The 24,783-nt window shown below is 40.4% G+C and carries 32 protein-coding genes; 16 read left to right on the top strand and 16 right to left on the bottom strand.

What is annotated here, in order from left to right; all coding sequences use genetic code 11:
- Positions 1 to 44: 44 nt before the first annotated feature.
- The 13 genes from PSF67_RS19750 to PSF67_RS19690 form a co-directional block, all read right to left on the bottom strand.
- Entirely contained in the window at positions 45 to 824 is a 780-nt protein-coding gene (locus tag PSF67_RS19750; protein ID WP_206646505.1) for an antitermination protein Q, read from the bottom strand.
- Positions 825 to 838: 14 nt separating this feature from the next.
- Complete coding sequence (locus PSF67_RS19745) at positions 839 to 1,273, bottom strand: DUF968 domain-containing protein (protein WP_370661199.1); 435 nt, start codon at positions 1,271 to 1,273, stop codon at positions 839 to 841.
- Positions 1,274 to 1,374: 101 nt separating this feature from the next.
- Positions 1,375 to 1,761 carry a RusA family crossover junction endodeoxyribonuclease gene (locus PSF67_RS19740; RefSeq protein ID WP_206646411.1) on the bottom strand — a complete coding sequence of 129 codons (387 nt, stop codon included), beginning with the start codon at positions 1,759 to 1,761 and terminating at the stop codon, positions 1,375 to 1,377.
- Entirely contained in the window at positions 1,758 to 2,243 is a 486-nt protein-coding gene (locus PSF67_RS19735; RefSeq protein WP_094961271.1) for a hypothetical protein, read from the bottom strand. Before PSF67_RS19735 ends, PSF67_RS19740 begins: the two co-directional genes overlap by 4 nt.
- Positions 2,234 to 2,413 (bottom strand): hypothetical protein, encoded by a 180-nt coding sequence (locus tag PSF67_RS19730; protein ID WP_094961270.1) that lies wholly within the window; start codon positions 2,411 to 2,413, stop codon positions 2,234 to 2,236. Before PSF67_RS19730 ends, PSF67_RS19735 begins: the two co-directional genes overlap by 10 nt.
- Positions 2,410 to 2,877, bottom strand: coding sequence for a hypothetical protein (locus PSF67_RS19725; RefSeq protein WP_206646410.1), 468 nt, complete (start codon positions 2,875 to 2,877; stop codon positions 2,410 to 2,412). Before PSF67_RS19725 ends, PSF67_RS19730 begins: the two co-directional genes overlap by 4 nt.
- A gap of 1 nt (position 2,878) precedes the next feature.
- Positions 2,879 to 3,517 (bottom strand): phage N-6-adenine-methyltransferase, encoded by a 639-nt coding sequence (locus PSF67_RS19720; protein ID WP_048608715.1) that lies wholly within the window; start codon positions 3,515 to 3,517, stop codon positions 2,879 to 2,881.
- Entirely contained in the window at positions 3,517 to 3,765 is a 249-nt protein-coding gene (locus PSF67_RS19715) for a hypothetical protein (RefSeq protein ID WP_166685738.1), read from the bottom strand. The genes PSF67_RS19720 and PSF67_RS19715 overlap by 1 nt, the downstream gene beginning before the upstream one ends.
- A complete protein-coding gene (locus PSF67_RS19710) occupies positions 3,762 to 4,823 on the bottom strand; it encodes a conserved phage C-terminal domain-containing protein (protein ID WP_166685739.1) in 1,062 nt (353 codons plus the stop codon). Before PSF67_RS19710 ends, PSF67_RS19715 begins: the two co-directional genes overlap by 4 nt.
- A gap of 9 nt (positions 4,824 to 4,832) precedes the next feature.
- Positions 4,833 to 5,036, bottom strand: a complete 204-nt coding sequence (locus PSF67_RS19705) for a DUF4222 domain-containing protein (protein WP_102140692.1) — start codon at positions 5,034 to 5,036, stop codon at positions 4,833 to 4,835.
- Positions 5,002 to 5,178 (bottom strand): hypothetical protein, encoded by a 177-nt coding sequence (locus tag PSF67_RS19700; RefSeq protein WP_168222832.1) that lies wholly within the window; start codon positions 5,176 to 5,178, stop codon positions 5,002 to 5,004. The genes PSF67_RS19705 and PSF67_RS19700 overlap by 35 nt, the downstream gene beginning before the upstream one ends.
- An 83-nt stretch (positions 5,179 to 5,261) precedes the next feature.
- Positions 5,262 to 5,720 carry a YmfL family putative regulatory protein gene (locus PSF67_RS19695; RefSeq protein ID WP_264967533.1) on the bottom strand — a complete coding sequence of 153 codons (459 nt, stop codon included), beginning with the start codon at positions 5,718 to 5,720 and terminating at the stop codon, positions 5,262 to 5,264.
- A 76-nt stretch (positions 5,721 to 5,796) separates the two neighbouring features.
- On the bottom strand, positions 5,797 to 6,033 hold the full coding sequence (locus PSF67_RS19690) for a transcriptional regulator (protein WP_272677514.1): 237 nt from the start codon (positions 6,031 to 6,033) through the stop codon (positions 5,797 to 5,799).
- Between the two features lie 125 nt (positions 6,034 to 6,158).
- On the opposite strand from PSF67_RS19690, the gene PSF67_RS19685 reads away from it, so the two are divergent.
- Entirely contained in the window at positions 6,159 to 6,845 is a 687-nt protein-coding gene (locus PSF67_RS19685; protein WP_272677513.1) for an XRE family transcriptional regulator, read from the top strand.
- Here PSF67_RS19685 and PSF67_RS19680 read toward each other — a convergent pair.
- Entirely contained in the window at positions 6,828 to 7,715 is an 888-nt protein-coding gene (locus PSF67_RS19680) for a BRCT domain-containing protein (RefSeq protein WP_272677512.1), read from the bottom strand. The two genes, PSF67_RS19685 and PSF67_RS19680, sit on opposite strands and share 18 nt — an antisense overlap.
- Positions 7,716 to 7,868: 153 nt before the next feature.
- Here PSF67_RS19680 and PSF67_RS19675 point away from each other — a divergent pair, with 153 nt between their 5' ends.
- The 15 genes from PSF67_RS19675 (at position 7,869) to PSF67_RS19605 (ending at position 18,494) form a co-directional block, all read left to right on the top strand.
- Positions 7,869 to 8,078, top strand: a complete 210-nt coding sequence (locus PSF67_RS19675; protein ID WP_239407342.1) for a hypothetical protein — start codon at positions 7,869 to 7,871, stop codon at positions 8,076 to 8,078.
- A 240-nt stretch (positions 8,079 to 8,318) separates the two neighbouring features.
- Positions 8,319 to 8,510: a carbon storage regulator CsrA gene (gene csrA / locus PSF67_RS19670; protein WP_272677535.1), complete on the top strand. Its 192-nt coding sequence runs from the start codon at positions 8,319 to 8,321 to the stop codon at positions 8,508 to 8,510.
- Between the two features lie 158 nt (positions 8,511 to 8,668).
- Complete coding sequence (locus PSF67_RS19665; RefSeq protein ID WP_272677511.1) at positions 8,669 to 8,923, top strand: hypothetical protein; 255 nt, start codon at positions 8,669 to 8,671, stop codon at positions 8,921 to 8,923.
- 18 nt (positions 8,924 to 8,941) lie between these two features.
- A complete protein-coding gene (gene rdgC, locus PSF67_RS19660) occupies positions 8,942 to 9,856 on the top strand; it encodes a recombination-associated protein RdgC (RefSeq protein WP_272677510.1) in 915 nt (304 codons plus the stop codon).
- A gap of 84 nt (positions 9,857 to 9,940) precedes the next feature.
- Positions 9,941 to 10,750: a hypothetical protein gene (locus PSF67_RS19655; protein ID WP_094961258.1), complete on the top strand. Its 810-nt coding sequence runs from the start codon at positions 9,941 to 9,943 to the stop codon at positions 10,748 to 10,750.
- Between the two features lie 17 nt (positions 10,751 to 10,767).
- Positions 10,768 to 11,244 carry a hypothetical protein gene (locus PSF67_RS19650; RefSeq protein ID WP_180312599.1) on the top strand — a complete coding sequence of 159 codons (477 nt, stop codon included), beginning with the start codon at positions 10,768 to 10,770 and terminating at the stop codon, positions 11,242 to 11,244.
- A gap of 591 nt (positions 11,245 to 11,835) precedes the next feature.
- Positions 11,836 to 12,009, top strand: coding sequence for a DUF7167 family protein (locus PSF67_RS19645; RefSeq protein ID WP_226693402.1), 174 nt, complete (start codon positions 11,836 to 11,838; stop codon positions 12,007 to 12,009).
- 10 nt (positions 12,010 to 12,019) lie between these two features.
- On the top strand, positions 12,020 to 12,388 hold the full coding sequence (locus PSF67_RS19640; protein ID WP_096864894.1) for a hypothetical protein: 369 nt from the start codon (positions 12,020 to 12,022) through the stop codon (positions 12,386 to 12,388).
- A 188-nt stretch (positions 12,389 to 12,576) separates the two neighbouring features.
- Positions 12,577 to 13,146 carry a 3'-5' exonuclease gene (locus PSF67_RS19635; protein ID WP_227528803.1) on the top strand — a complete coding sequence of 190 codons (570 nt, stop codon included), beginning with the start codon at positions 12,577 to 12,579 and terminating at the stop codon, positions 13,144 to 13,146.
- Positions 13,147 to 13,182: 36 nt separating this feature from the next.
- On the top strand, positions 13,183 to 13,395 hold the full coding sequence (locus PSF67_RS19630) for an excisionase (protein ID WP_125892353.1): 213 nt from the start codon (positions 13,183 to 13,185) through the stop codon (positions 13,393 to 13,395).
- Positions 13,359 to 14,528 carry a site-specific integrase gene (locus PSF67_RS19625; protein WP_272677509.1) on the top strand — a complete coding sequence of 390 codons (1,170 nt, stop codon included), beginning with the start codon at positions 13,359 to 13,361 and terminating at the stop codon, positions 14,526 to 14,528. The genes PSF67_RS19630 and PSF67_RS19625 overlap by 37 nt, the downstream gene beginning before the upstream one ends.
- A 326-nt stretch (positions 14,529 to 14,854) precedes the next feature.
- The gene (locus tag PSF67_RS19620) at positions 14,855 to 16,096 is read left to right on the top strand and encodes an integrase (RefSeq protein WP_114647235.1); all 1,242 of its coding nucleotides are present in this window, start codon (positions 14,855 to 14,857) and stop codon (positions 16,094 to 16,096) included.
- A gap of 300 nt (positions 16,097 to 16,396) precedes the next feature.
- Positions 16,397 to 17,296, top strand: coding sequence for a hypothetical protein (locus PSF67_RS19615; RefSeq protein ID WP_272677508.1), 900 nt, complete (start codon positions 16,397 to 16,399; stop codon positions 17,294 to 17,296).
- Positions 17,290 to 18,156: a hypothetical protein gene (locus PSF67_RS19610; protein ID WP_181212977.1), complete on the top strand. Its 867-nt coding sequence runs from the start codon at positions 17,290 to 17,292 to the stop codon at positions 18,154 to 18,156. The genes PSF67_RS19615 and PSF67_RS19610 overlap by 7 nt, the downstream gene beginning before the upstream one ends.
- On the top strand, positions 18,156 to 18,494 hold the full coding sequence (locus tag PSF67_RS19605) for a hypothetical protein (RefSeq protein ID WP_181213151.1): 339 nt from the start codon (positions 18,156 to 18,158) through the stop codon (positions 18,492 to 18,494). Before PSF67_RS19610 ends, PSF67_RS19605 begins: the two co-directional genes overlap by 1 nt.
- Before the next feature lie 121 nt (positions 18,495 to 18,615).
- Here PSF67_RS19605 and PSF67_RS19600 read toward each other — a convergent pair whose 3' ends face one another.
- Both PSF67_RS19600 and PSF67_RS19595 read right to left on the bottom strand, forming a co-directional pair.
- Entirely contained in the window at positions 18,616 to 22,929 is a 4,314-nt protein-coding gene (locus tag PSF67_RS19600) for a hypothetical protein (RefSeq protein WP_272677507.1), read from the bottom strand.
- A gap of 117 nt (positions 22,930 to 23,046) precedes the next feature.
- A partial coding sequence (locus PSF67_RS19595) for a UvrD-helicase domain-containing protein (RefSeq protein WP_272677506.1) occupies positions 23,047 to 24,783 on the bottom strand: 1,737 nt, incomplete at its 5' end.

Here is a 24,783-nt window from a genome sequence, read left to right as displayed (position 1 = left end):
AGAAGATAATAAGCCAAATCTATGCAAAAATCAAATTGAACACATTATTTAATCACCCTGCTGAATGCTTGTTCCGCTGCACTTTCTTCAATAAAACATTTACTAGCCAGCTTTTCATAAAATGGCTTCCAATTACGTGACCACGATGATTGGGTTAAATCGGGTACTAAATGCTTGATTGCATTATATGCCACAGAAGATGGGACACGGTTGAAGCCTCTACCTGCACAACGAGGGCAATCTTTATAAACAGGCGCCCCTTGTAATTCGGTCTGTGCCTCATCTAATACCTTCCCCCGCCCTTTACAGCGGCAACGGTGTGCTAGCTGCCCCTTGCCATGACACTCTTGGCACAATTCACCCACCTCTTCATTTTTCGTCCATGGCTCAATAATTACAGTTCCATCCAGTTTCGTTATACCAGGATGTTTGACTACGTCCTTACGCTTATAAATAAGGCCTTTTCCACTACATGCTGAGCAGGGGAAAGCAGAACCCGCTGAACGGGCATAATCTTCAAATGCCATTCTGGCCAGAACAATTAAGCAATAACCTAATTTTTTACCTGCAGCTTTAGCCACCAGCTTTGGTGTGATTTTTTTAGCGTATTGGGTTAAGGCTTCCACTGTAGAAAACTTATCCTCTTCGCTGACATCATTTTTCGCCAAAAAAGCCGCCATACCGAATTCAGCTTGCGATTCAGTCATGCCCACAGCCGCCATAATATCGGTACCTGTTAAACGGTCTGGGGATGTGCAGCCAGCTACATTGCCGAATGTAGGTGACTTAGGGTGAAAGTTTTTAAGTACATTTTCTAATTTCATGATATCCGCCTCTATCAACCAAAAACGCCCAGACCGATAGACCGATCTAGAAATTTAAATAACAAAATGATTTGGCTTCCATGCTCCTGCTCCCACCCATTTGGATCTTTATGTAACTCGCTGTGGTGAATACGACATAATGGGATAGTGAACAAATCATGAGCCTTAGTACCCATCCCACCTTGACCATGTCCGATTAGGTGATGTGCATCGTCCGATGTGGCGCCACAAACACAACATGGCTGTGATTTTACCCACTGCAGGTATTTATCATTAGTCCAGCGCTGAGGTTTTGGCTTTAGCATAAAACTAGCTGGTGGCTCGGGATCGATGGTTAAATTTAATACAGGTTTTGATACCCGTTCATCACCAACTACGCCGCTGAGGTATTGGTCAGAAAGAGAGATAAGGCCTGATGGTTTATACTTTAGCTCCTCAGGTAAAGTCATGAGCAACATTCTTCCACTGAATGTATTTAAATGTGCTCCTGGTCTAAATATCACCGCACTAAGCTCAGGTATCAATATTGGAGTTAATATCCATTGGTGCCTCATGATATTTTCTCCAATTCTGCATTGAAAGGCCTTATCTCAATTTCAAATCGACCACCCTTTACGACTTCACACCAAGTGATATCAACATGCTTAACTTGCTCATCGTCTTTCCAAATATTGGCATGGGTGATGGCGTCAAATGGTGCTTTTAGATAGTTATCAATATCCCTTCTGTGATAAGTGGGTGGGTACATCTTCACAATGACGGATACGTTTTCAGTAATTACCCTAGGTCTTGGTCTTAATTGGGTATAAATAGCAGCTATTGCACTAGCCCTGAATGCACGCCCTTTTGCACTGATTAACGTTTTACCGTTGATATTCCGCCAGCAAGCATTAACACTTGGTGGAAACGGCAAAATTAGCGATATTGTGTTACTCATTCCGATGGGTACCCCTCGTAAATTTCATGCAAATAGCCACGGATTTGTAGCCTGCGAAGGGCTCCATATAAATGATTGCACTCTGCTTGCTTATTCGAATTGAAAGGCTTTTCTGTGTACCATTCGCAATTGCCCGGCCATCCGTGAATTTTAAATACCCGATTGCCTTTTACGTGCAACAAGCCCCACCCAGCGGGAAGGTCTTCAATTTTGATAATATCTGGCGGTGAAATATAAAAACGCCAATCGCCCATCCCAAGATCAGGATTTGCTCTGAATTTCTTTTTCTTATCTGCTAAAAAATCAGAACGACTTACTTTTGCTTCGATTAAGCAACTTGACCCATTTCTGAAGCCAATCGCATCCGGCTGCTCACCTGTGCTGTTAACAGTTTGAAATCTGTCACCGAACGCAACTTTAAAGCCATTTTTATTTAGAAACTTAACAGCTATCTCGCATAATTCAGCATGTGTCATTTTGATACCACCTCATTCCAGATTGCCACCGCTGATGGCTTATCATTTACTGCAGGGCCTTTCGCACCGCAACTATGGCAGTAAACATAAAACCATGTGCGATATTCGAGAGTTTGAATGTGCAAATCTTCGCTACCGCATTTGCATTGGTGAATTTCTGGCATTTTGTTTTTCACGCCCTAACCCCCACCAAAAGTCTATCTAATTTCTTAAGCGTCTCGCTCCCCATATCACCTATGTAGGCTTTTTCAACAACTTTAATCCCACATTCAAATTGTGGCTCAGGCTCGCACTTCTTAATCTCGTCCACTTTTTTAGGTTCGATTGGCGGCTGTGCTTTAAGCTTTTCTGCCCTCTTTGTTTTTTCCTTCCCCTCTAATTTTGTCTCCCACACTGCCTTTAGCTTTGTAATTGCATGGGGATCGATGCTGTATTGCTTCGCCCTCTGCTTAGTTTTCCCTGCAGCGAAATTACCGACATATTTTATGCAGCCAATTTTTTCCAGCATTTCAAAAGTTCGGTGTGCAGCGGATGGTGAATAACTAGCAACATTTTTTAGGATCGCTGCATTTATTGTTTTAAATTCGCGTCCAATCCTAATGACTTCAATTCCTTGCGTGTATTGGTATTTAGTTATCATTTTATGCAGCCACCCTCTTCGCTAACCACCTAACTTGCTCTATGAATATTCTGCCTCGTTCCTCTAGATCCTCACGCTTGATATAATCAAATGGTTTACCTGTCCATGACTTATCAAAAACGACAATAGCGCCAGCAAAGAATGCCCCCGTTGGCTTCTGTTTATCATCTGATGGGTTAAACCACGCAGGGAGCTCAAACCCAATACGACCGCGAATGAAGCAAACATGATCTGCATTTTCTGGCCACCAGCTTTCACTTGTTGCCGCCTTCAGAAGAAAAACATAGCGACCGCCTTTCTCTCTCATTGCAAAGGCGTGGTTCATTATGTGGCCAACACCCGTTATAGCCTGTTTTTCGTGATATGAACTGCGTGAATATGGTGGATTACCAAATGCAGCACCGCCAACTTCTTTTAGCTTTTCCGACCAATCTTGAGTTAAAGCATTATCTTCTGCAGTGTAGAAGTTAGGTGCTTTAGTGTTTTTACCGTCAGTAAATAAATCGAGTTTGAATAACCCATATATCGAGCTGATACCCCAGTACAATTCATCGGGTGTACACCACTGATCCCCAATCTCATTAAGCTTATGTCGTGGTTTAGCTTTAAGCGCCTCGAGGCTTTGAATGTATTTATTCATCAGATAGCACCTCGCTGCTGGTGGGATTTAACATACTCGCGCATATGCTTATAACGCTGCTGAACTTGAAAATGGTCAGCATGATGGTTTAAGTGGCGAAACTTCCTGCAAGTCACTAAATCACAACGGGATTGATTCCATCTGTTACGAAGCTTGCGAATCGTGCGCCATTTACGTAGCTGTTTGAACATGGCAATCATGCCTAGTACGTCAACGCCATAGATTGTTTTAGTTTCACTACGAATCATGCTGTCACCTCTTTAGCTGCTTGCTCTGCTGCTTGTTGCCAAATACCTATCCACGCCTTGCGACCTACAAAATCCGACATATTACGAACACCCTGCTTACCCGCTAATTCTGCTGCAATTTCTTCCGTCCGATTTTTAGGGGTTAGCCTTGAACCAATGATCCGTGTGTAAGCGTTGTCACGTTCTACCGGATCGATACTTACAGCAACTTCACCAGGCTTGAGCCATTTGCCGTTAACACAGACGGGGCGACCAGCCTCATTCCATTTCTGAGCTTTTTCAAAGTACTCCATGCAGTTTTCAGGGCTAAATAATGTTTTCGGGCGTAGGTAATCACTCATTCTTGAGTCATTTAGCCACTTGGCTGTGATGTAGTCAGTCACCAGAATTAAATCATCTGAGGTGTAATTTTCAGCTAGACGGGCTCTGATATGGCCCATAGTTGTTTTACCATCGCGATAACTTGAGTTAGTGACCTTGTTGAAATGATCTAAAACAGCTTGCGCATGGTCGGGCTCAGCATGAGCCTGACAAAAAGAGTTACTCTCTGTTGTAATCTCTTGTGTATTCTCTGTAGTACTCTCTGTAAGATCAGGGCAATTTGACCCGTTCGATGAGGTCATTTTGGTATTATTCGAACGTTTCATTTTGCGCTTATCGATAAGGTCATTTTGACCTGTTCGAGAGGCTTCGGCTGAACTGTTCGATGAGTTCAATTTGACCTCATCGGATAACAGCGCATGTTCATAATTTATAGAGTAATAATTTGTGCGGTCATGGGTTCGTTTATTGATTTGCTCAATATTTAATACACCCAATTTTTTTAAATTGTTAAATGCACGCTTAATTGTGGATTCGGAAAAATACGGGAATTGTTCACGCCATTCTTCAATAGTGTTATAAACCCAGCGCCTACCGTCATGATCAACACCTGACGAGGTTTCCGATAACCAGTATTGGACTTGCTGAAGCAGTAAAGCTTCATTCAAGCCCAAGCGAACCGCCAGCTCAGGTATAACAATTTGTGGGCGTGTTTTAAGGAGCAATAAACTACTCATACAGCCACCTTACTTAACTTCTGTGTAATATTTTTTGAATTGTTCGAGGGGCTCAAAACAGGGGTGCTCATAGTCATCAAGCATGAAAACAACCCGTTGCCTTGGTTTGTCCCACTCAACAACATGGACGACGCGTCCCCGCTTATCTCTAAAGTAACGATTGAGGTTCTTATGTTTTTCATTGGACACGATTCCCTCTCCCAAAAGTTGCATTAAAATCATCTACCAACCACTCAACAAACTTGTAGTTGGTCTCTTGCCGCCCTTCTGGTACCTTTAGTTCATAGACAAAACGACCGTCGCGGATAGATGCGCGTACTTGCGTTCTACCCCGTAAATTCGTTAAACTGCTCATGCTAGTTACTCCACACAAGTTGTTATTAGCACTCGACGCCTCGGACCGCATATCTGGGGCGTCAACCTTTCTAGCTATGCTCATCATTGTTTAATCCCATAAACCGTTTTTAATGACTCAATAAACCCTGCAGCGTACCCAAACACCTTTGCTGACTTGCGATCTATTGCCTTAATTTCCTCGTCAGTAAGAACGCCATCAGAAATGCTATTTTGAATCAGTACAGATAACGCACCTTGCATAGCGCCAAGATTCATGCGTATTTCAAAAAGTTCGACTGTATCTAAATTCTCAGGCTCGACTTTAGTTGCAGGAACCATCGAGTGACGATCCATGTGATATTCCACCAGCAACTTAGTGCCTGATAATTCTTCAATCGCTTCAAGCTCATCATTTTCAAAGAAACGACAGCCGTTTTTCTCATACAACTTGTTATTGAAGGTGGTTTCAGAAATACCCAATGCACCTGCCATTGCTGAACGCCCTCCGGGAAATGCTTTACACATCTCTTTCACGACTTCTTTTAATGTTTGTTTGCACATATCTACAATTCCGTTGTTTTGTTGGTAGTTAACTCAGTTGCTTTCATCTGATAAATTCCATAACAACTTTCAATTGTTATGGATATAAATCAGGACGTAATTTGCTTCGAGAAACCCCTGAAGCCTGTTCAACAACAAGGACTTTGTCTGCTGGAACCCTTTTATTTCTGTTTAGCCAATTCCATATTTGTTGTTGTTTTACTGGTTTATTTAGAAGCTCACTTATACGTTTTGCTAATTGCGTTTGCCCGCCAGCTTCGTTAATGGCTGCTTGCAGACCTGAAACGCATGACTCACTTTTCACATGCACCATAACTCCCCCAAAGTTGTAAAAAACAACTTTAGAATAAAACAAAATAACAACTTTGACAACTTTTAGATGTTGGATAGTTAAACACTTTAAGTTGTAAAATGAGCGTTCCGAGGGAGGGGAACAATATGTCAATAGCAAAGAGGTTGTTAGAAGCCAGAATAAAAGCAGGAATGAGCCAAGCGGATTTAGCAGAAAAAGTGGGAGTCAGCCAACAGTCCATACAAAAAATCGAATCAGGGCAAACAAGTGCTCCCAGAAGAGTTGCTGATATAGCCAAGGCAGTAAATGTTTCTGCTCAATGGTTGCAGTTCGGTGCACGCGATGAAAATGGAAAAAAAACCGAGTTTGAAGTTAAGGAGTGGGAAGATGTATCCCACAGTGCCGACACTGAATTTGTGGATATACCTGTGCTTGATATTGAATTATCCGCTGGAAGCGGAGCTAATGCTGAAGTTATCGAATCAGAAGAATATACCTATCCATTTCGCAGGGATGAATTAAGAAAGCATGGTGTTAGCGCCAGTAACGCTAGAATAGTAACTATTGTTGGAAATAGCTTGTATCCTGTTCTAAATAGTGGTGACAAAGTAGCTGTTGATATAAGCAAGAGGGATATTAAAGATGGGGACTTGTACGCAATCAGAGATGGTGTTCTCTTGCGTGTAAAAATCCTCGTTTATAGGCCCGATGGCGGTATTGTCATCCGTAGTTTTAACAGAGATGAATACCCTGATGAGCAACTACCAAGAAATGAGGCAGCTGCTCGCGTACACGTAATAGGTCGTGTTTTCTGGTCATCTCGTAGCTGGTAATGACTTAATTAAGATATCTTCCGTTGTAATTTTAACTGTGGATTTGCCGCTATCGCGATCTTCAATAGCCTTCTCTATTTTTCTCCCGTGGCTGGAGTACCGCCAATCACGGGATGATAAAGCCCCTATGACTAGATAATTAGCTGATAACGTAACCTTATCGATCACCTTACCACCTGCATCTTCTATCATTTTTGAGATCAAAGCCCTTTTCCCTGTGACAAAGCTTCCAGTTAAGCAGATTGTTGCACCTTCTATATCCAGTGAATCAATAGCATCACATGGTAGCTGGCTAGATATACCATCAACAACCCCGCTCTCCAAATCGGTTCCTGAAAAATCAACTAATGCTTTATAAAGCAGATCACTTTCCGCTTGGTCAATCACGCCATCTTCTTTGATTTCTTTGACTAACTCATATAAATGCTTTCCGGGATAGTTGTTTTTTAGCATTCCATTTTGAGTTAGCCACCAATCCAAATAGTTAATTTCCTCAATTCCAAGTTCCTTATCAGCAACAATTCCCTTACATAAGCCATTGAGTAAATTGATATCTGATTCTTTTGAGTATAGATCGATGTTTGGCATATCCATAATTGACTTCTGAACATCTAACAATGCATGTTTTAAGCTTTCCCTTTCTTCTCCTGTTATTACACCGTCCTCCAAAACTCTTGATATACGCTCTTGCAATAGCATAACGAATGCATTGTTGCCAATTTGTTCTGAGTCAGAAAGCCATGTTGTGAGGTAAAGAATTTCAGAATCAGATAATTCATTATCGGATAACACGCCGTCAATTATTGAAATTAAGTTAGCAAATAGCTTGTCTCTATTACGCTTGTAGTTGAATGCTGGGTTAATTTTCATAGTTTCTCCTATTTTCACTATCCTTGAATTTTCTTTAACTTAAATCAAACAACATAAAGTTGTTGACATAGAGGTTAAATACAACTAAATTACAACTTAAAGATGTTTGAAGAAATTTAATCAACAACAACTTTCACAACTAAGGTGGGCTATATGCAAACTAATTCAAATGAACCAATCGTTACTTTTAGCGTTGCCATGTCGCAAGAAGATGCTGCAGCTTGGATTATGGAAAAAGCCGCTGAACTTCAAAAGCTGGCGGCACTTAAAGCAAGGCAAGTCGACCTACAGCGCCAATTAGAAAAGCTCGATGAGGATATTTTCGATCAGTCCGAACTCTGCAAAGTCATTATTAGCGCTTAACCGAATTTAAATTAACAAGTTAGCTTTTAGTTGATGAATGGCGAGTGATGATCGCCAAACGGTTGGGACAAGATAAGCAGCCTAAACGTCCTAAGCGAACATATTGGACATGCAATAACGTTGAAGGACCGGTCGGCTACGATAAAAAACACCGAGGCACTGAGTGGGAATAGCATCACCCATCATCAACTAAAAGCTAACTTAATAACATTGTAATTGTGTGGAGTGCTTAGTATGGGAATGCTTATTTTAACTCGTCGAGTCGGTGAAACTTTAATGATTGGTGATGATATTAAAGTGACTGTTTTAGGTGTCAAAGGTACCCAAGTGCGGATCGGTATCGAAGCCCCAAAAGATGTTGGCGTACATCGACAAGAGATTTATAACGTTATTCAAGAAGAAATTAAAAACGCCACTGCTAGTAATAAGTGACCCTTGTAGTTTTTGGCGGTATCGCACCGCCCTTTTTCATAATACATAAGGCCACTGATATTCAGTGTTCATACTAGGTAAATATATTCATTATTTGTCAGTGGTCTTATTTATTGTGTGTGGAGTTAATTATCGAGGACATAAGTATGTGTGATTGCATGAATAGAGTTGCTAAAGAATTAAATTCTAAATTAGAACTGAAAGTAACTGAAGGTGGAATTATTTCTGACAACGAAACAGGCTGGGATAATAAGGTGCTTGATTTTTCAAATGGCAAATTTCACGTGATGCTTAATTATAAATTTGCTTATCGCGCCAAAAAGAAAAATGGTGAAATGGCGAAGAACTTAACTAGACTCGATACCAACGTAAAAATGTCCCACTGCCCTTTCTGTGGTGAAAAGCAAAGCTAATTTAATAGGGATTATCTTATGAGTGTTTTTAATGTTAAGAACTTAGTTATTTATCGGATAACTCGTGATATTGATTTTAATAATATCGAAGAGCAGTTATCAAATTTAAAATATGAGCCTTGCGGTTCACTTGATATGCAACGTTTTGGTTTTATTCCACCACTTGGCATTGGTAATTCTGATTGTTTGACTCATAAAGTTAATGAACAGATGCTTATTTCTCTTTTTAAAGAAGAGAAAATGATACCAACTCCTGTTATCAATAATGAGTTAAATAAAAAAATTGAGAAGCTAGAAGCGGATCAGGGTAGAAAATTAAAGAAAACTGAACGCCAAGCCATTAAAGATGAAGTTATTCAGGAACTGCTACCTCGTGCATTCTCTAAGTATACCCGTTTCGATGTGTGGGTTAATCTTACTGATGGCTTTATTGCTGCTCTAGTATCGTCACATCGACGTGCTGAAGATTGTTTTGCAATGATACGCAAAGCTATTGGCTCTCTGCCAGTAGTACCCGTAACAATGAAAGACCCTATTGAATTAACGCTAACAGAATGGGTTAGAAGCGGGCAATTACCAAAAGGCTTTGTGTTTGGTGAACAATCAGAAATGAAAGCCATCCTTGAAGAAGGTGGAATTGCTAAATATACAAAACAAGACTTAATTTCTGATGAAATTCAAACGAATATTGAAGCAGGAAAATTAGTCACTAAATTATCATTAGGTTATGAAGATAGGGTTACATTCTGTATTGATGATAGTTTTGTTTTATCTAAGCTTAAATTTGATTCCGCATTTTTAGAAACTAATGATGATATCGAACGAGAAGATTATAACCAACGCTTTGATGCTGACTTCTTCTTAATTATTTCTGAATTAAATATTTTAATAAAAGTATTAATTGATTCACTTGGCGGCGAAGCCAAGCTTTAAATAATTTAACCAACACCAAGGAATTTAATTCTCTTTATTAAGAGACGGACTCTTATTATCTAAATATTGCGTGGAGTATTAATTATGCCGAAAGGAAAAAATATTATTGCTGATAGCTTGGCAAATGATATCGCTAAACATTGTTCTGAGTTTGAAAAATCCCCCGAGTATGCAGAAATGATCCGTACTCATGTTAAGAGTCTTTATGAAAAAGCAATTAAAGATACTTTTAGCTGGGGAAATTTTCCTGACCGAGTTAAAAAAGCCCTTGAATCAGCACTTCCTGAAAATATTAGTGAAGTGGTCGACCTACCTAAATATAACCTATTAATGGCTAAAGAGCTTTCTAGCCAATGGGAAATGAATGGTGTCAGCGAGCAAATGGTTAACGGCATGAAAGATTTGGTATTGAAATTTATCAAATCACATGAAATTCCAAAATATATCAAAGCATCTGACCTTTGGAAGGCATACGTAGATCAATATCAAGAAGAAGCGGCTCATGAGGGCTGGGGAAGACCACTAGTGGTTATTTCCGATGGAGAATATACATGGGAAAAAGGATTTTTTCATATCGGCTTGGAGAAAGAACCAGCTAGCGACTCTCCATACAGCCATAGAAGCAAAGAAAAATATCACCAGTGCGAGACCTACCTTAGCTTCCATCAAAAAACCACTAGAGAAATGCGTGAAGACGTAGCAGTTATGCATGATGGGTATCCAGTTTACAGCCTATACGCTGGTGAGCTTGAATACCATGACACGCTTGGTAAGCAAGTTGTTCAGTTCCGTTCTGAGTTTGAGCGCCTTGTTGGTGCGCTTTATTACGGCGGTAGCCTGTTAGTTTTAGATGAATCTGACGCTGATGAGATTCATTACAACAACGATTATTAATAACGAGGGTATTAATAATGCAACTTAGCCAAATTAATTTAATTTCCGCTATTTCTACTGAAATAGAAAAACAAATACCCGGCATACCTGCTGAACCTCGTTATATGAATGCCATTATTAAGGCTGCAAATTTGGTTTGTGAGGAATTTAAAAAGCCACTTGTTAAAACTTCTGAAGGTATGGGTCTTGCTGCATGGCTTGCTAGTGATGATGTGGGGGCGAGTTCTAAATATATGGCTTCCGTTCTTTCTGGTCAATTTAGCGCTCCACATCATTACCCTTGGGATGGTGCTGATTTAGGTCGCTGTATTCGATTACTGGAAGCAGTGCCAGAGCTAGCAAGCCAATTACATGAAATGAAAGCATGTTCGCCTCAGTGGTCTGCCGTTATCGATAATTGGGTTAAATGGAAAGAGCTTTACGATGCTGGTGAAGGTACAAAACTTTATCAAGAAATGAAATTAACTTACAAATCATTAAGGGGCTTGCCATGAAAACTCTACATGGACGCTGCATTCGTCGCTGTAAATTACAATTCAATCGGTTATTTGCCAAAATGAATTAAAAAAATACCGCCATGACGGAGGCGGTAAGGGAATCTTGATGAGTGATCTAATTGTAATAATAGGTATCAGCTTTTTAACATAGTTAATGAACATAAATCAATATCGAATGTTTAATAAACCAGACCTGGTAATAAAAAAATTGCCGACACGGATTGGGCGGCAAATTGTGTAGGGATATTTATAGTTTCTCTGTGTAAGCAATTTAAGCATAGTTAAGGCATGGAATTTAGCAAGGAAGCTAGATAAAAAAATGCCGACACAGGGAGGTCGGCGAAAATTGCACAGCTTGTTACTACTCTTTCGGGGTTAAGTGTAGAAGGTAAATAAGTGTTTGCCATGAAACGTTTTAATCCTAGCGATTAAATAGATGCAATGAATAAAAAAATGCCGACACAGGAAGCATCGGCGAGGACTACAAAAATAATTAGAAAGTTCAAATTAACTATAGGTTATAAATTAAAAACAATGATGAATTATTTTAATCATATCGATTAAATAGATGCAATAAGAGGAATGAATATGAGTAAGCAAATGATGTTATATGCAAGAACGAACAACCAAGGTTCAACGTGCAGCACTGACATTGGTTACACAGAATCGGAATGGGCGAAATTATCTGAGGATGAAAGGCTAGAAATTATAGCTGAATATACGGGTGATGTTGTTGATTTATGGGTTCAGCCAGAGGAATAAAGGTGGGGTGATGGATAAATCAAGACAGCAATTTGAAGCGGAAATAAAGTCACTTAGCGACCCGTCAGAATTTGAATTAAAACTTAAACGTGCAAATAACGGATCAAATTACGCTGACCAATATGTAGATTTAATGTGGATTAGTTGGCAAGCATCACGAGAGAGTTTAATTAATAGCTTACCAGAAAGCATTAATTGCCCTACCGCACCAGAATTAATATGGCTACAGGTTGACCCTGAACCAGAGGAGATAAATAAACCTGTATATCCAGTTAATTTATATAGCGGCGATGTAACTTGGAGTTCGAGCAGGGAGTTCCCAACTGACACCTTATATGTTCGGGCTGATTTTTTACTTCAATCCGTAAAACAGTGCTAAGAGCACCAAAACAGAAAGCATGATTATAGCCAAAGCGCCAATGAGACAGCTAATACCCCTAAATAGACAAGATGCCACATCAATCCAGGTTGTATTTTCTTTATTGCGTCTCATTTTAGCCTCCTTGGCACAAGTTACTAAATTAAATAACTGAAATTTAATATACACCCCATAGATAAGGACTAGCAATGAAATATAAACACTTAATGGTAGATCTAGAAACTATGAGCAATAAAGGCAATGCCGCTATTGTGTCCATTGGTGCTGTGACTTTTGAACCAACAACGGGTGAGATTGGCCCTACATTTTATAGTGTGGTTGATTTAAGAAGTTGCGAACGTGCGGGTCTTCATATCGATGCTGATACCGTCCTTTGGTGGATAAAGCAAAGCGCTGAAGCTAGATCGGAAATTGTTGGTGTTAGTTATGAGTTAGAAGAATCACTAGCCGACCTAAATCTTTTTGCCGAGAGAGTTCTAACTGATGATGTTCAGGTGTGGGGTAATGGCGTTGATTTTGACAATGTTATTTTGCGTAACGCATATGATGCTGTCGGTTTAGATCCGTTCTGGAAACATTGGAACAATCGCTGTGTTAGAACAATTGTAGAGCTAGGCCGTAATGCTGGTATTGATCCTAAGCGTACACTCGAATTTGAAGGAGAACAACACAATGCATTAGCTGATGCAATTCATCAAGCTAAGTATGTGTCTATTATCCACCAGCATTTAATTAAACCAGTTAACGACGATATTTAATTTTTAAGTCTGTATGCGGCAGATGTGGAGATAATTATGAATACAAGCCTTTCGGTTGAATGCTTGCCAATTTCAAAGTACTGCGAGTTATTTGGCGAGACAACAGATGCAATCAATAAGCGGTTACAAAGGCTAGTCTGGCATGAGGGAGTTCACGTATTGAAAATTGAAGGCGTAAAAGAACGCTGGATTGATATAAAGGAAGTCAATAAATGGGCCAGACAAAACAAATCCTCCCTCGCGGAGTAATGATCCGAAAACATAAATCAGGGGAAACAATCAATATTTCATTTACATTTAAAGGGGTTCACTGTAGAGAGCCCCTATCTAATCTTGAAGTTAACCCTAAAAACATAAAATATGCAGAACGTTTATTAGGCGAAATATATAACAAAATTGAAAAAGGTATTTTTTCTTATGTTGAATATTTTCCTAAATCATCAAAATTAAAAATATTTGGAAATAAACATAAAGGAAGAAATATAAATGAATATCTGGACGAATATTTAGATATTTGCGAAACAAGAGGTTTATCCCCCTCTACAATTGGTGGATATAAAAAATGTAAAAGCGCCCTCTCTACTCTGCATGATTTATCAGTAGTTGATTTGACGCCCGGCATATTAAAAACATGGATCCAAAAACAAAAAACATCATTAAAGACAATTAGAAACCAGCTGTCATTTTTACGTAGTGCATTAGATGAAGCGGTAACCGATGGTTTAATTACATCCAATCCTGCAAATATGGTAACAGCATCAAGATATCAATCTAAAAGTAGTCCATCAGATAGTGACTACATTGTGGATCCTTTAACGCCAGAGGAAGTAGCTGCTATATATAGTGCAGTAAGGTATGACCAATGGAAAAATTTATTCCAGTTTGCAATTAATACCGGGCTACGTAGTTCTGAATTATGTGCGCTTAGCTGGGGCGATATTGATTTCATAGGCAGGACTGCGCACGTACAAGCAGCTAGTGTTGTTGGAATCATTAAAGGTACAAAAACAAAAGCAGGAACGCGGATCGTAGAATTAAACGAAGATGCTATGACTGCACTTAACAATCAAAAGTCATTTACTTTTTTAAAAAATGAAACCATTTTCGAAGATCCAAAAAAAAATAAAGCATGGGCTGGTGCAGATGCAATTCGAAAAAAGGCATGGGTACCAACATTGCAAAAAGCAGGTGTTAGATATCGGAATCCATACCAGACCCGACACACATTTGCGATTAAGCATATTAGTAACGGTGTTAACCTATTTTGGCTGGCTTCACAGATGGGACATAAAGGCCCTGAAATGCTGTTTAGGCATTACGGTGCATACTTAAAAGAGTACGATGGCAACACTTCGATTTTAAAGAGAGTAGACACTAAATAGCCACTGCTAGGACTACGGTTAAGCCGCAAATCATGCGCAGGGCAATATTTATCTAATTACCATTTATATAACAATAGGTTAAGTAATTCAAGATGCGGGTTCAACTCCCGCCAGCTCCACCAAAATTCTCCATCGGTGATTACCAGAGTCATCCGATGAAGTCCTAAGAGCCCGCACGGTGCAAGCCCTGCGGGCTTTTTTGTGCCCTCATTTTGTCCCGCGAAGTCTGATGCCAACTAATTAAATCCGAACCTTTTAGGCACCTTGTTAGGCACCTCATAAAGCTTTATTGTTTTTGAGGTGCCTAAAACTATGGAAACCCGGCAATGGCAAGACAAACCAAACCTCTATCCGTTAAAGAAATTGAATCTGCTAAGCCCAAGGAAGCGGACTACGTTCTCTATGATGGTGATGGCCTTGAGCTACTCATCAAATCCAGCGGCAGCAAAATCTGGCAGTTTCGCTACATTCGCCCTGTCACCAAGAAACGTGCGAAGAAGAGCATAGGCCCCTACCCGTCAGTTACCCTTGCCGATGCCAGAAACTACAGGGCAGAGGCTCGCTCTCTCCTCGCGAAACAAATCGATCCCCAGGAACATCAGCAAGAACAACTTCGCAGTTCGCTGGAAGCCAAAACCAATACTTTCCAACTCGTGGCAGAACGTTGGTGGAATGTGAAGAAAGCCAGTGTGACAGAGGACTATGCGGAAGATATCTGGCGCTCTCTTGAAAGAGATATCTTTCCTGCGATTGGCGACGTTAGCGTTACCGATATTAAAGCTCATACACTGGTTCAGGCCGTCCAACCAGTTCAGGCCAGAGGAGCACTGGAAACCGTCCGTCGCCTGTGCCAGCGCATTAATGAGGTCATGATCTATGCCCAGAACACAGGGCTGATTGATGCTGTTCCTAGTGTCAATATTGGCAAGGCATTTGAGAAGCCGCAGAAGAAAAACATGCCAAGTATCCGCCCAGACCAGCTACCGCAACTCATGCAGACAATGCGTACCGCCAATATTATCCTACCAACACGGTGCCTATTTATGTGGCAGCTTCTTACTATTACACGCCCTGCTGAAGCAGCTGAAGCCCGCTGGGACGAGATAGACCTGGAAGCACGAGAATGGAAAATCCCTGCATCACGCATGAAAATGAACCGCGACCATACTGTTCCATTGTCAGATGAAACAATTGCGATATTGGAGATGATGAAGCCGTTAAGTGGCAATCGAGAATTTATCTTCCCCAGCCGTATCAAACCGACCCAGCCAATGAATAGCCAAACCGTAAACGCTTCACTGAAACGCGCAGGTTTTGGTGGCGTGCTTGTTTCACACGGTCTGCGATCTATTGCCAGTACGGCCCTTAATGAGCAAGGTTTCCCTCCTGATGTCATTGAAGCAGCACTTGCTCATGTGGACAAAAATGAAGTACGTCGCGCTTATAACCGCAGTGATTACCTGGAACAGCGTCGACCTATGATGCAATGGTGGGCTGATTTTGTGATGGCTGCGGATCGTGGAAGCATGATTGAAGGTGGGATAAAAGGAATGCGATTAGTGGGGTAACTTGTATAGACTAAAACCTAAATGGCAATAAATAACATAACCATTTTTGCCAATAATAAAGTTTGTTTTTCGCTCGTAGCCATCGAAGACCCGGCTAAAAGATCGAGCCAAAAATGATGTTGCAACCAGTATTGTGCTCTGATTGGAAGGAAGTACCAAAGATTTTATAGAACAGCATTCCAAAAATTTCAGAGCCAATAGCAGGAGATATATTAAGTGTTCCATATCAAAACCGTAAATATTTTTTGCATACTCGTTAATTTTTTTATATGATCAGATAAAAATCAGGCAAGGATTGTTATGATTTTAGTTATAAGCTCAAGCTTTGATAAAACCATAGATTATATAAAGCATAAACATAATGTTGATAATTTTTACAGATTTAACACTGATAACTTTTCGAGCTACGCAGTTTTTTATGATCACAATGGTTTTTCAATAACTGATTTAGAAGGTAGAACCCTTTTAGAAAAAAATTGCTCCTCAATATATTACAGGAAACCCACACCAGAACTTCTTCCACAAAAACTTGACTCTATATACCACAACCATCTCTATCGAGAAGTATTCTCTTTGACTGATGGTATTTCTGAAGCATTTAGAGGTAAATGCTTGACGAAGCCATCATTACTAAGAAAAGCTGACAATAAAATTTTTCAGTTAAGGGAAGCATATGAGGTTGGTTTCAATATTCCATCTCCACTAATAACAAACAACATAGAAATAATTAAGAGTTATTTTAGCAAACCCATCATTAAACCCTTATCCTCAGGGACTGTAGAATATGATAGTAAGCGTGAATACGTACAGACAAACTTAGTAGATTTTAACAAAGACACATCTCTCCTAAAGTATGGACCTTGTTACTTTCAAGAATTTCAAAATAAAGAATATGAAGTTAGAATTACAATCATAGACAACTACGTGTATCCAGTTAAGATTATTTCAGAAAATAAAATAGACTGGAGAAAAAACAATAACAAAATTCAATACGAGCTAATCGACATACCCAACAAAATAAGAAAACAGTGCTTTAACCTAATGAGAAAACTGGACATTAGCTTTGGTTGTTTTGATTTTATAGTAATGCAAGATAAATGGTATTTCTTAGAGGTTAACGCAAATGGCCAGTGGGTATGGCTTGAAATAGAACTTGGATTGGATATTAGTTCAAAGATCTTGAGGCACTTGCAATGTTAAATAAATTACTATTCCTCCTAATGAAAACATTGAACTCTTCACCGCTATTTCATATATCTGCGGATGACAACTTTGATACTATTGAGAAAAATAATTTCTCAGTAGGTCAAGAGTTCAGGCTAACTTTGCTTGCATTAAGTTTCGGAACCATCAAAATTTACTTAATCACCTGTACGTTTATCGCCAATCCATTTAAATGGAAAGGGCTTTCATTATCTTATCAAATTAGCTTCGACACGGTGCAAAAAAGAAAGAGCCCAAGCATACTTGAAGCACAAATGACTGAATATGAAAACGTCACCTTAAAAAACATAGATGATGAAACACGCACCAAACAAGAGGAATTCTTAAAATTAAGAACTGCAGAAAACAATGATTCTCTAAACAGCATATTTAACAAAGTTAACTATCATACAACAATAATATTAGCCTATGCTGCCGTTTTAGTTTACACATATACCAAGTTAATTGAATTACCAATAACAGCAACAACTATACTTATATATTACCTTGCTATAACCAACCTCTTAAACATGTTCGACTTGATGTTTCTACTAAAAAGGATCGTCTCTATTTCTGACTTTACTCGCTCAACATTTAAGGAGCTACGCTCTTGCAATGAGAAATACTCGCTGGCTAAATCATTATATTTTGATTGGGCTGCTAGTACAGATGACGTAAAATACTTCGCCGGCTTAGCAAAAAACTCTGAAATTATATCAATGAGAATAATTTTTATAGGAATGATTGTTTTAGCGAGTAGTACATTATTTCCTGAGCAAACTAAAAACTCACAGCAAGGCACGTCAGTTTTTCTACAAAGTATTGCATTTATTAATCACATGACAGAGGAGGGTTAATGAAACCATATATAATGCAGTATAGCGAAACAGCTTATATAAGCTGTAAAGATAATCCAATTACTGATTCAACCCGAAAAACATTTTCGATTGAATCAAATGATGAAGACTATCTAAATCTCAGCGGATGGACAACTATAACTAAAGTAAGTGAACCAAGTGATGAAGACTCAATAGGGATAACACTTTATCACTCAACGTCTAAAGAGTTTAAAACACACCCAAGCACAATGATTACCGAAACAATTGAGAATGATGACAATGATTATTTAAACTTATCCACCATAAAAACCAACACTATTGAATCCAGTGATGAAGACTATATTTTCAATTATTAAGTTGTCATTACTACCTTACCCCTCTAAATTAGAGGGGATTTTAAATTAATTATTTATCAACGCAGTTTTTTAGATCAATGCAACCAGAATATACTACTAATAGAGCTCATTTTGTAATAAATCAAATATCAGATTTAGTATCTCTAACAGTTAGGTCAATTAAAATCACTTCTATTGCTGCCACTCCAGTGAAATTATATGCAACAGAGTCCCAATAAGACTTTAGTGTATTAACTAAGCAAGGAAGAGTTACACGGTGCCCCTCAATTTGCCAACGCCTTCGACTAGATCGACCCTGCCAAACCAAAAGCATAATTCCGCAACCAGAAGTTTCTTCCCGTAAATAATCACCAGCAAGTTGATTGCGTAACCGTTCACATAATTCTGGGCCGGACCAGTTATCAAGCAATTTCAGTTCAATTGGCACTGGTGAGGAGATAAGTGGATTTTGAGTCCAAATATCTGGCCTTTGTCTATTTGGAAGCTCGTTTTCCTGAGCACAACTATAATGGCCTGAAGAATTGTGATTCAACCAACCCGCCACAAGGTTCCGCATTTCGGTTTCACCTTCAACTCTTTGCCAGATCCTGTATGGGCTATCATTTCCGCCTTCGATCCATGATTTAAGATCAATCAGCCGGTTGACTGTAAGATCAAAGAGCTGTCGATGTGTTGTTGGCGTGCTCATTTGGTTCCTAGCAAATTCTCGCATTTGCTGTGCCGACCATGGTTCTAAATCTGCATCCTCTTCAGCTCGTTTATAAGCTAACTTACTTATCCAAGCTCGAGATTCAATAACTGGATGTTCTCCTGATAGTTCTATAAGGGCAAAATAGGTCTCTTTACCTGGAATTTCAGCCAACCTGTTAAAAAGAGCATTACGACCATCTTGCGCATCGTCTCTCAGACTCGGAGAATACACCCCCATACCAGCCCGTTCTATATCATCCTCTGCTCTGATATACCGATGCATGAGAATATATAACGCTTTAAGCTGTTTGACACTAAAGGAATCACCATTACCATACGCTGTATTCCTAGAAAAACGAGCCCCCATTAACTTTGTTATAAATAACTGTGCTTCTTTTGAAGCCTCTTCTGGCTGAAGGCCTGACAACCAACTATCAACGGCAAGAATCGCTTCTTCCGCATTAAGATCAACCCAAACTGCATACCAAGTTGCTAACTGCTCTTTTACAGCACTTTGCGAAACCTTTAATTTAACTAGTTTTAATATAACGTTAGAATCAACACATTCGTTTAGTACAATACAAATACAGTAACGAAGCAGGTCAGAGTTATATATTTCGTTTTGCTCTATCCAGTCAATTAATGCTGGAGCCAAGTACGGATGCATCCATGGTGCATAAGTCGCAATTTTATACAAAATATAATGCATAGACTCGTCGACTGCAGTATGCGTAAATTCCCAGTTCAATTCTGTGAGGATTGCTTCCAATACCAATTCAGGAAAAGCATGATGCAATTGTTCCAGCCATTTTGGTAGCCCATTCAACTCCCAGATAGCATACCGAAGTACATGGCGAACTTCAGCCTCAGTCAAACACGCAGGAAAAGCATCATTTTCACTTGCTTCAATTTCCAAGCCAGCTATAGCAAATAATAATTGATAGGAAACGGTGGTTGTGTCACTACCCTCGGATCTAATAGAAGGGACGTACTTCCTCCAATGTGAGGTTGCAGCATCCCGATATGCTCTTGCGACATCTTCACCAAATTCAGGGATCAACCGTTTCCAATTTGAACCATCAGAACGATCACCGTTACCTTCAATCTCACATAATAACCAATACTGGTCATTACTGAAATCCCCTGATTTAAGTCCAGGGGGATTTCTAATAACATCCGGTGTAGCTCTTAAGCGATTAATCCACGCTATCCGGTTGCGATTGCGATCTTCTTTTTCTTTTGCCCGCTCTTCCCGGCGCTGTGCTTCTTGTTTTTCCCTTTCAATAGTTTTTTGAGATCTCTGCGGATTTAAAAATGTATCTAGGTACTCTTTAACTTCGGCTCGATCTTCTGTTACGCATTTGAGTTTACGTAACAAGCCTTCAGGTTTATCAGCCAAATTATAAAGCCTGAAGGCGAGAGAAACCGCTACAAGTTTGTCATCAAGAAAATCATGCATCGTGATAAAACTCAGCACATCATCGAATCGGTCTGGCCCGAATTTCCAAAAATGCCCGAGCCACTGCACAGAGTAATCATCGATCAGCCGTTCAGATTCCTTTGTCTCAATTCTGCCACGTGCTTCGTCGATACTTTTCCAGAATAGGGCATCATTCAGTTCCTTCCAAGCTGGAACGATTTCGTGAAGTATATTTTTATACTCATCGAAATTCTCACTTCGCCAGAATCGCACCGCCGGAACTTTTAACATAATCGCAAGCGCATCCAATGAAAGTGCTGCTTCAGAGCGCATAGAAACCAGTCGTTCAACTGCATGTGTTGCCGGACCTAAAAGCCATACGAACTCTTTAGAGACATGGCACTCCCCTCGCTCAATATAAGGTTTTCGTTCAAGAAAACCGTTCAAGCCAATAATTATTGTTTTCAAGGGATTGAACGCGGCTGCATCATTTGGGAAGCGATCAATGAAAACATGCAAAGCTTGCTTTAGTCCAGATGTTTCATACTGTTTATAATCTTCAACTTTTTCTAACGACGCCAACAAGAAATTAGCTGAGGTAGTATCAGGGCTGGCATTCCCTAGTACTTCAGCCAGCAATTTTCGAGGTATAATGTCTGGTAAACGAATTAGCTCATTCAATAGATGGTTTATTTGCGTTTTCTTTCCACATGTCATTACAGCACGTGTAGCCGCGATCCGCGCATAAATACCCCGTCCTGGATCAATTGCAATGTCTGAAAGAACTGGCACACACTCCGTCATACAACCTTGCCAAACTAACCTTCCCAAGAAGAAGATTGCATCATCATTATTTCGATATTTCCCGATCAAATTGAGGGTGTCATTCATTAAATCCGGCTGGGCTATACGGGCAATAGCATTATTATCACGTGCCGAATGGTCATCCTTCCCTTCCGCAATACGGTTAACAACATCTGTGAGTATCATTTTCCGTTCAGTTAAAGGTAAGCGAGCTGCATCTCCTCCCTCAACAACGATCTCAGGTGATATTTTCAATACTTTTTGACGTAATTCATTATCAAACAAAATTAACCAAGGTAATATCGGTCGCAAACGAGGAGTTATAACTAATTGTCCATATTGTTCACGAATAAATAGAGATTCTATTGCTCGACGAGAATGACCATCATTTAGTTGACGACTAAACCATTCTGCTGCGAGGAGCTCTCGCACTTCTCGGTGCCGAAATCGTACCATGCCATATATGACATCATTGAAGATACCACGTTCAAGTAGTGCTCTCACCTCTGGTGGGTTCCAATCACCTAAAACAAGTTCCGCATCAATGCCTTCATCTGGATTCGTGGCATCTGGAATTCGAATTCCAGGTTCACCAGTCATAATAACCGCGGCTGCAAGTAAACGTACACCTGATAATGCATTCTCTCGATTGAGTGGTTGTCGTTGTGAACGACTTGGATCAATCTCGCTTAAACGAAGCTCAATATTGTGCTGTAGTAACTCGAGCCGCCCATCAAGCTTTTGTTCGGTTTTCCACTTAGCCAAAATACTCTCAAGATCAAATGGCCGCGCAGCCATAGTTGTCAGATTTGCACGATGAAGTTCAATAATCAGCGTTTCTACTTGTGGTGTTTCACGATGCTCGGCAAAAATACGAATGCCACACTCATCCAATTGTTCGAGTATGAATACTTGCAGAGCGCTACTTACTTCAACTACCTGATCACTATCGATTTCATTAGAATCACTTTCTTCAGTGACAGTAGTACCAGCCAACAACTTTTCGAAGGGCAAATATTGCTCTAACAGTTCCCGATCAGTTCGTGCACGCCATGCATATGGGCGACTAGAAACGTAAATGTGCGCACGCTGTTGCGCTGATTTGATCTTCAATGAAAAACGCCTAATTGCTTTCTCAAAAGCTCGAGGGTTTTCAAGACGAGCTTCATCGACCGAGTCAAGGAAAAACCATGCTTTTTCGTGAGATTTAAGCCAATTATCAAAGGATTCTGCGCAACCAACTTCAAAGGCATTTTCGAAACCATCTTCTATATCTTCTATTCTGATGAAGAATGCTGCTCGACCTGATTGCTGAATATGCTTTGCTCGAGATTCCATCTCGAAGGTTTTTCCTGCTCCTGCTTCCGCCAAAATGACGCAGCGATATTCTTCTTCAAGACTTTGCCACTCAGTGTGTTTCTGTGTACCCCAAAGCGAGTGCAATTCGCTTTCATCTGAGTCATCCTTTGACTTCGGTACTAAAGAAAAATATCGTACAAGCGGGACAGGCTGATACATCATTTCAAAACACCTCGAGAGTCTATATTCTGATACGCTCTGATTTTCAGCGAACTCGGCATTAACTCGGCAATGGGATTATCCTTAAGATAAGGTAGGCATATCTATCCTCAGGCGACACTATGGAATGACCTGTATTTCATCTTTAGTAAACCACATGCTCTCCTCGATTCGAGCCATTGCTGCACTTGGATCGGACGACCAAAGTACTAAAGCGAGCGATTCTTGCGCCCTGCTACAAGTCACATACAGCAAACGTAAAGTCCGGTCGATGGTTGTCTCCTTTCCAGCCTTTGCATTCTTTTTATCATTTGGACTTAACTCCGTACCACCAAAAATCGTGTCGTACTTAAAGCGAGTCCCACCAGCAAGAGCATCATCCATTACAACCATGACGTGCTTGAACTCAGAGCCTTTAACTACCTGATGTGTTGCGAGCTCTGAAATCCCAGCAAGGTAATTTCGATAGCACTTAAGCTGTTTCCATGGAGCAGCAAACAGTGCGCACCATCCACGGCGCATTCTTGTTTGCTTTGACTCATCCTCACCTCGTCCAGGAACTTGCGGGGCTGGTGACTTGTCGGCATAAGCCTCCTGAAGGCGATGATCTACTTCAAATAATTTTGCACTTAACACTGGTGCTAATACTTCCGCGACCGTTGACTCAGGGTTGGCGCAAGCCATTGCAAATATAGCTATTGCCTCGAGCATTTCATCAGTACGTTCAGCTCTTGCTTCTGAGTCCTCAGGCATATTGTCTAAAGCGCCATAACGCCGTAAAACCTCGGTTGCCTTGAACTCATTCACAATTCCTTCATTACTGACGCAGGCTTCTAAATGCGCAAGCTCATTAAGCAAAATTTGTACTGTTGAAGGCCCCTTGTTGTCCCCACTGCCAGATGGAGCTGCGGCGTGGGGATCTAACAGAAACATTGCCTCATACACATCAAGAAACGAACCACGAGTGGCAACGAGCTTATGCTCCAACGCAAGCAGCTTATATTGCTCTTGATTCCAGGCTACTGAACCACTAACTTCGAACATCTGTTCAGCACACCAGCGTTCGCTGAGCACTTTATCGTCTGGACTTTGCAATGTATCCCCCAAGAAGAGCCGAACCGTTCCACCAGCCTTTTCTGTTCGGGGATGTTGTGCTGACCCCTTTGCTGGTTGCGTCCTCCCTTCCAGTTCAGTTTCCCAGATTTTATTGATCAGAGTGACAATACGTCGTTGGCTACGATGATTCATTTGTAACTCAGGCGTTGCCCAATTTTCAGGAACAATGCTTGGAAGATCGGCATGACCATCCATATAAATTCGTTGTCGATGATCTCCCAGCAGACCAAGAGTCAAATCTCTCTCCGGCTTTTTGACTAGTAACATCAAGGAGTCCAGTACACCTTTCATCGTGTCCTGCGACTCATCAATAAGTATGATTGGGTGTCGATCTTTGAGAATGGATTGGAGTGTTGGCTTATTTTGAAGCAACCAAGCTGTCGCATCGAGTACGTAATTGTGCGGTAATGCACCAGGTCCATATGTATTGCGATCAGGATGGTATTTGAATACTTCAGTTGTACGAAGAACCTCGATTTCATGCGTGATTTCGTCAAGGTCACGCTGTTTTGCTGCAGTAATACCCTTAGGTTTCGCTTGTGCCTCTGCAGTCTCTTTAGCGAGTTGAGCTTCTTTTACTGCTATTAGGGATTCGCGAATGTCATCGTTGAACCCATTAATCAACTCCCAACAAAATGAATGGATGGTAGATACACTGACTAAGCTATTGTCCCCAAGACGTCCGTTGATTACGGAGACAGCATTCTTTGTGTAGGTCACAACTCTAATCGAACGCCCATT

The sequence above is a fragment of the Providencia sp. PROV076 genome, from assembly GCF_028483405.1.
GTDB lineage: Bacteria > Pseudomonadota > Gammaproteobacteria > Enterobacterales > Enterobacteriaceae > Providencia > Providencia huaxiensis.
The sequence above is the reverse complement of the archived record's forward strand: the minus strand, read 5'-3'. Positions and strand labels throughout refer to the sequence as shown.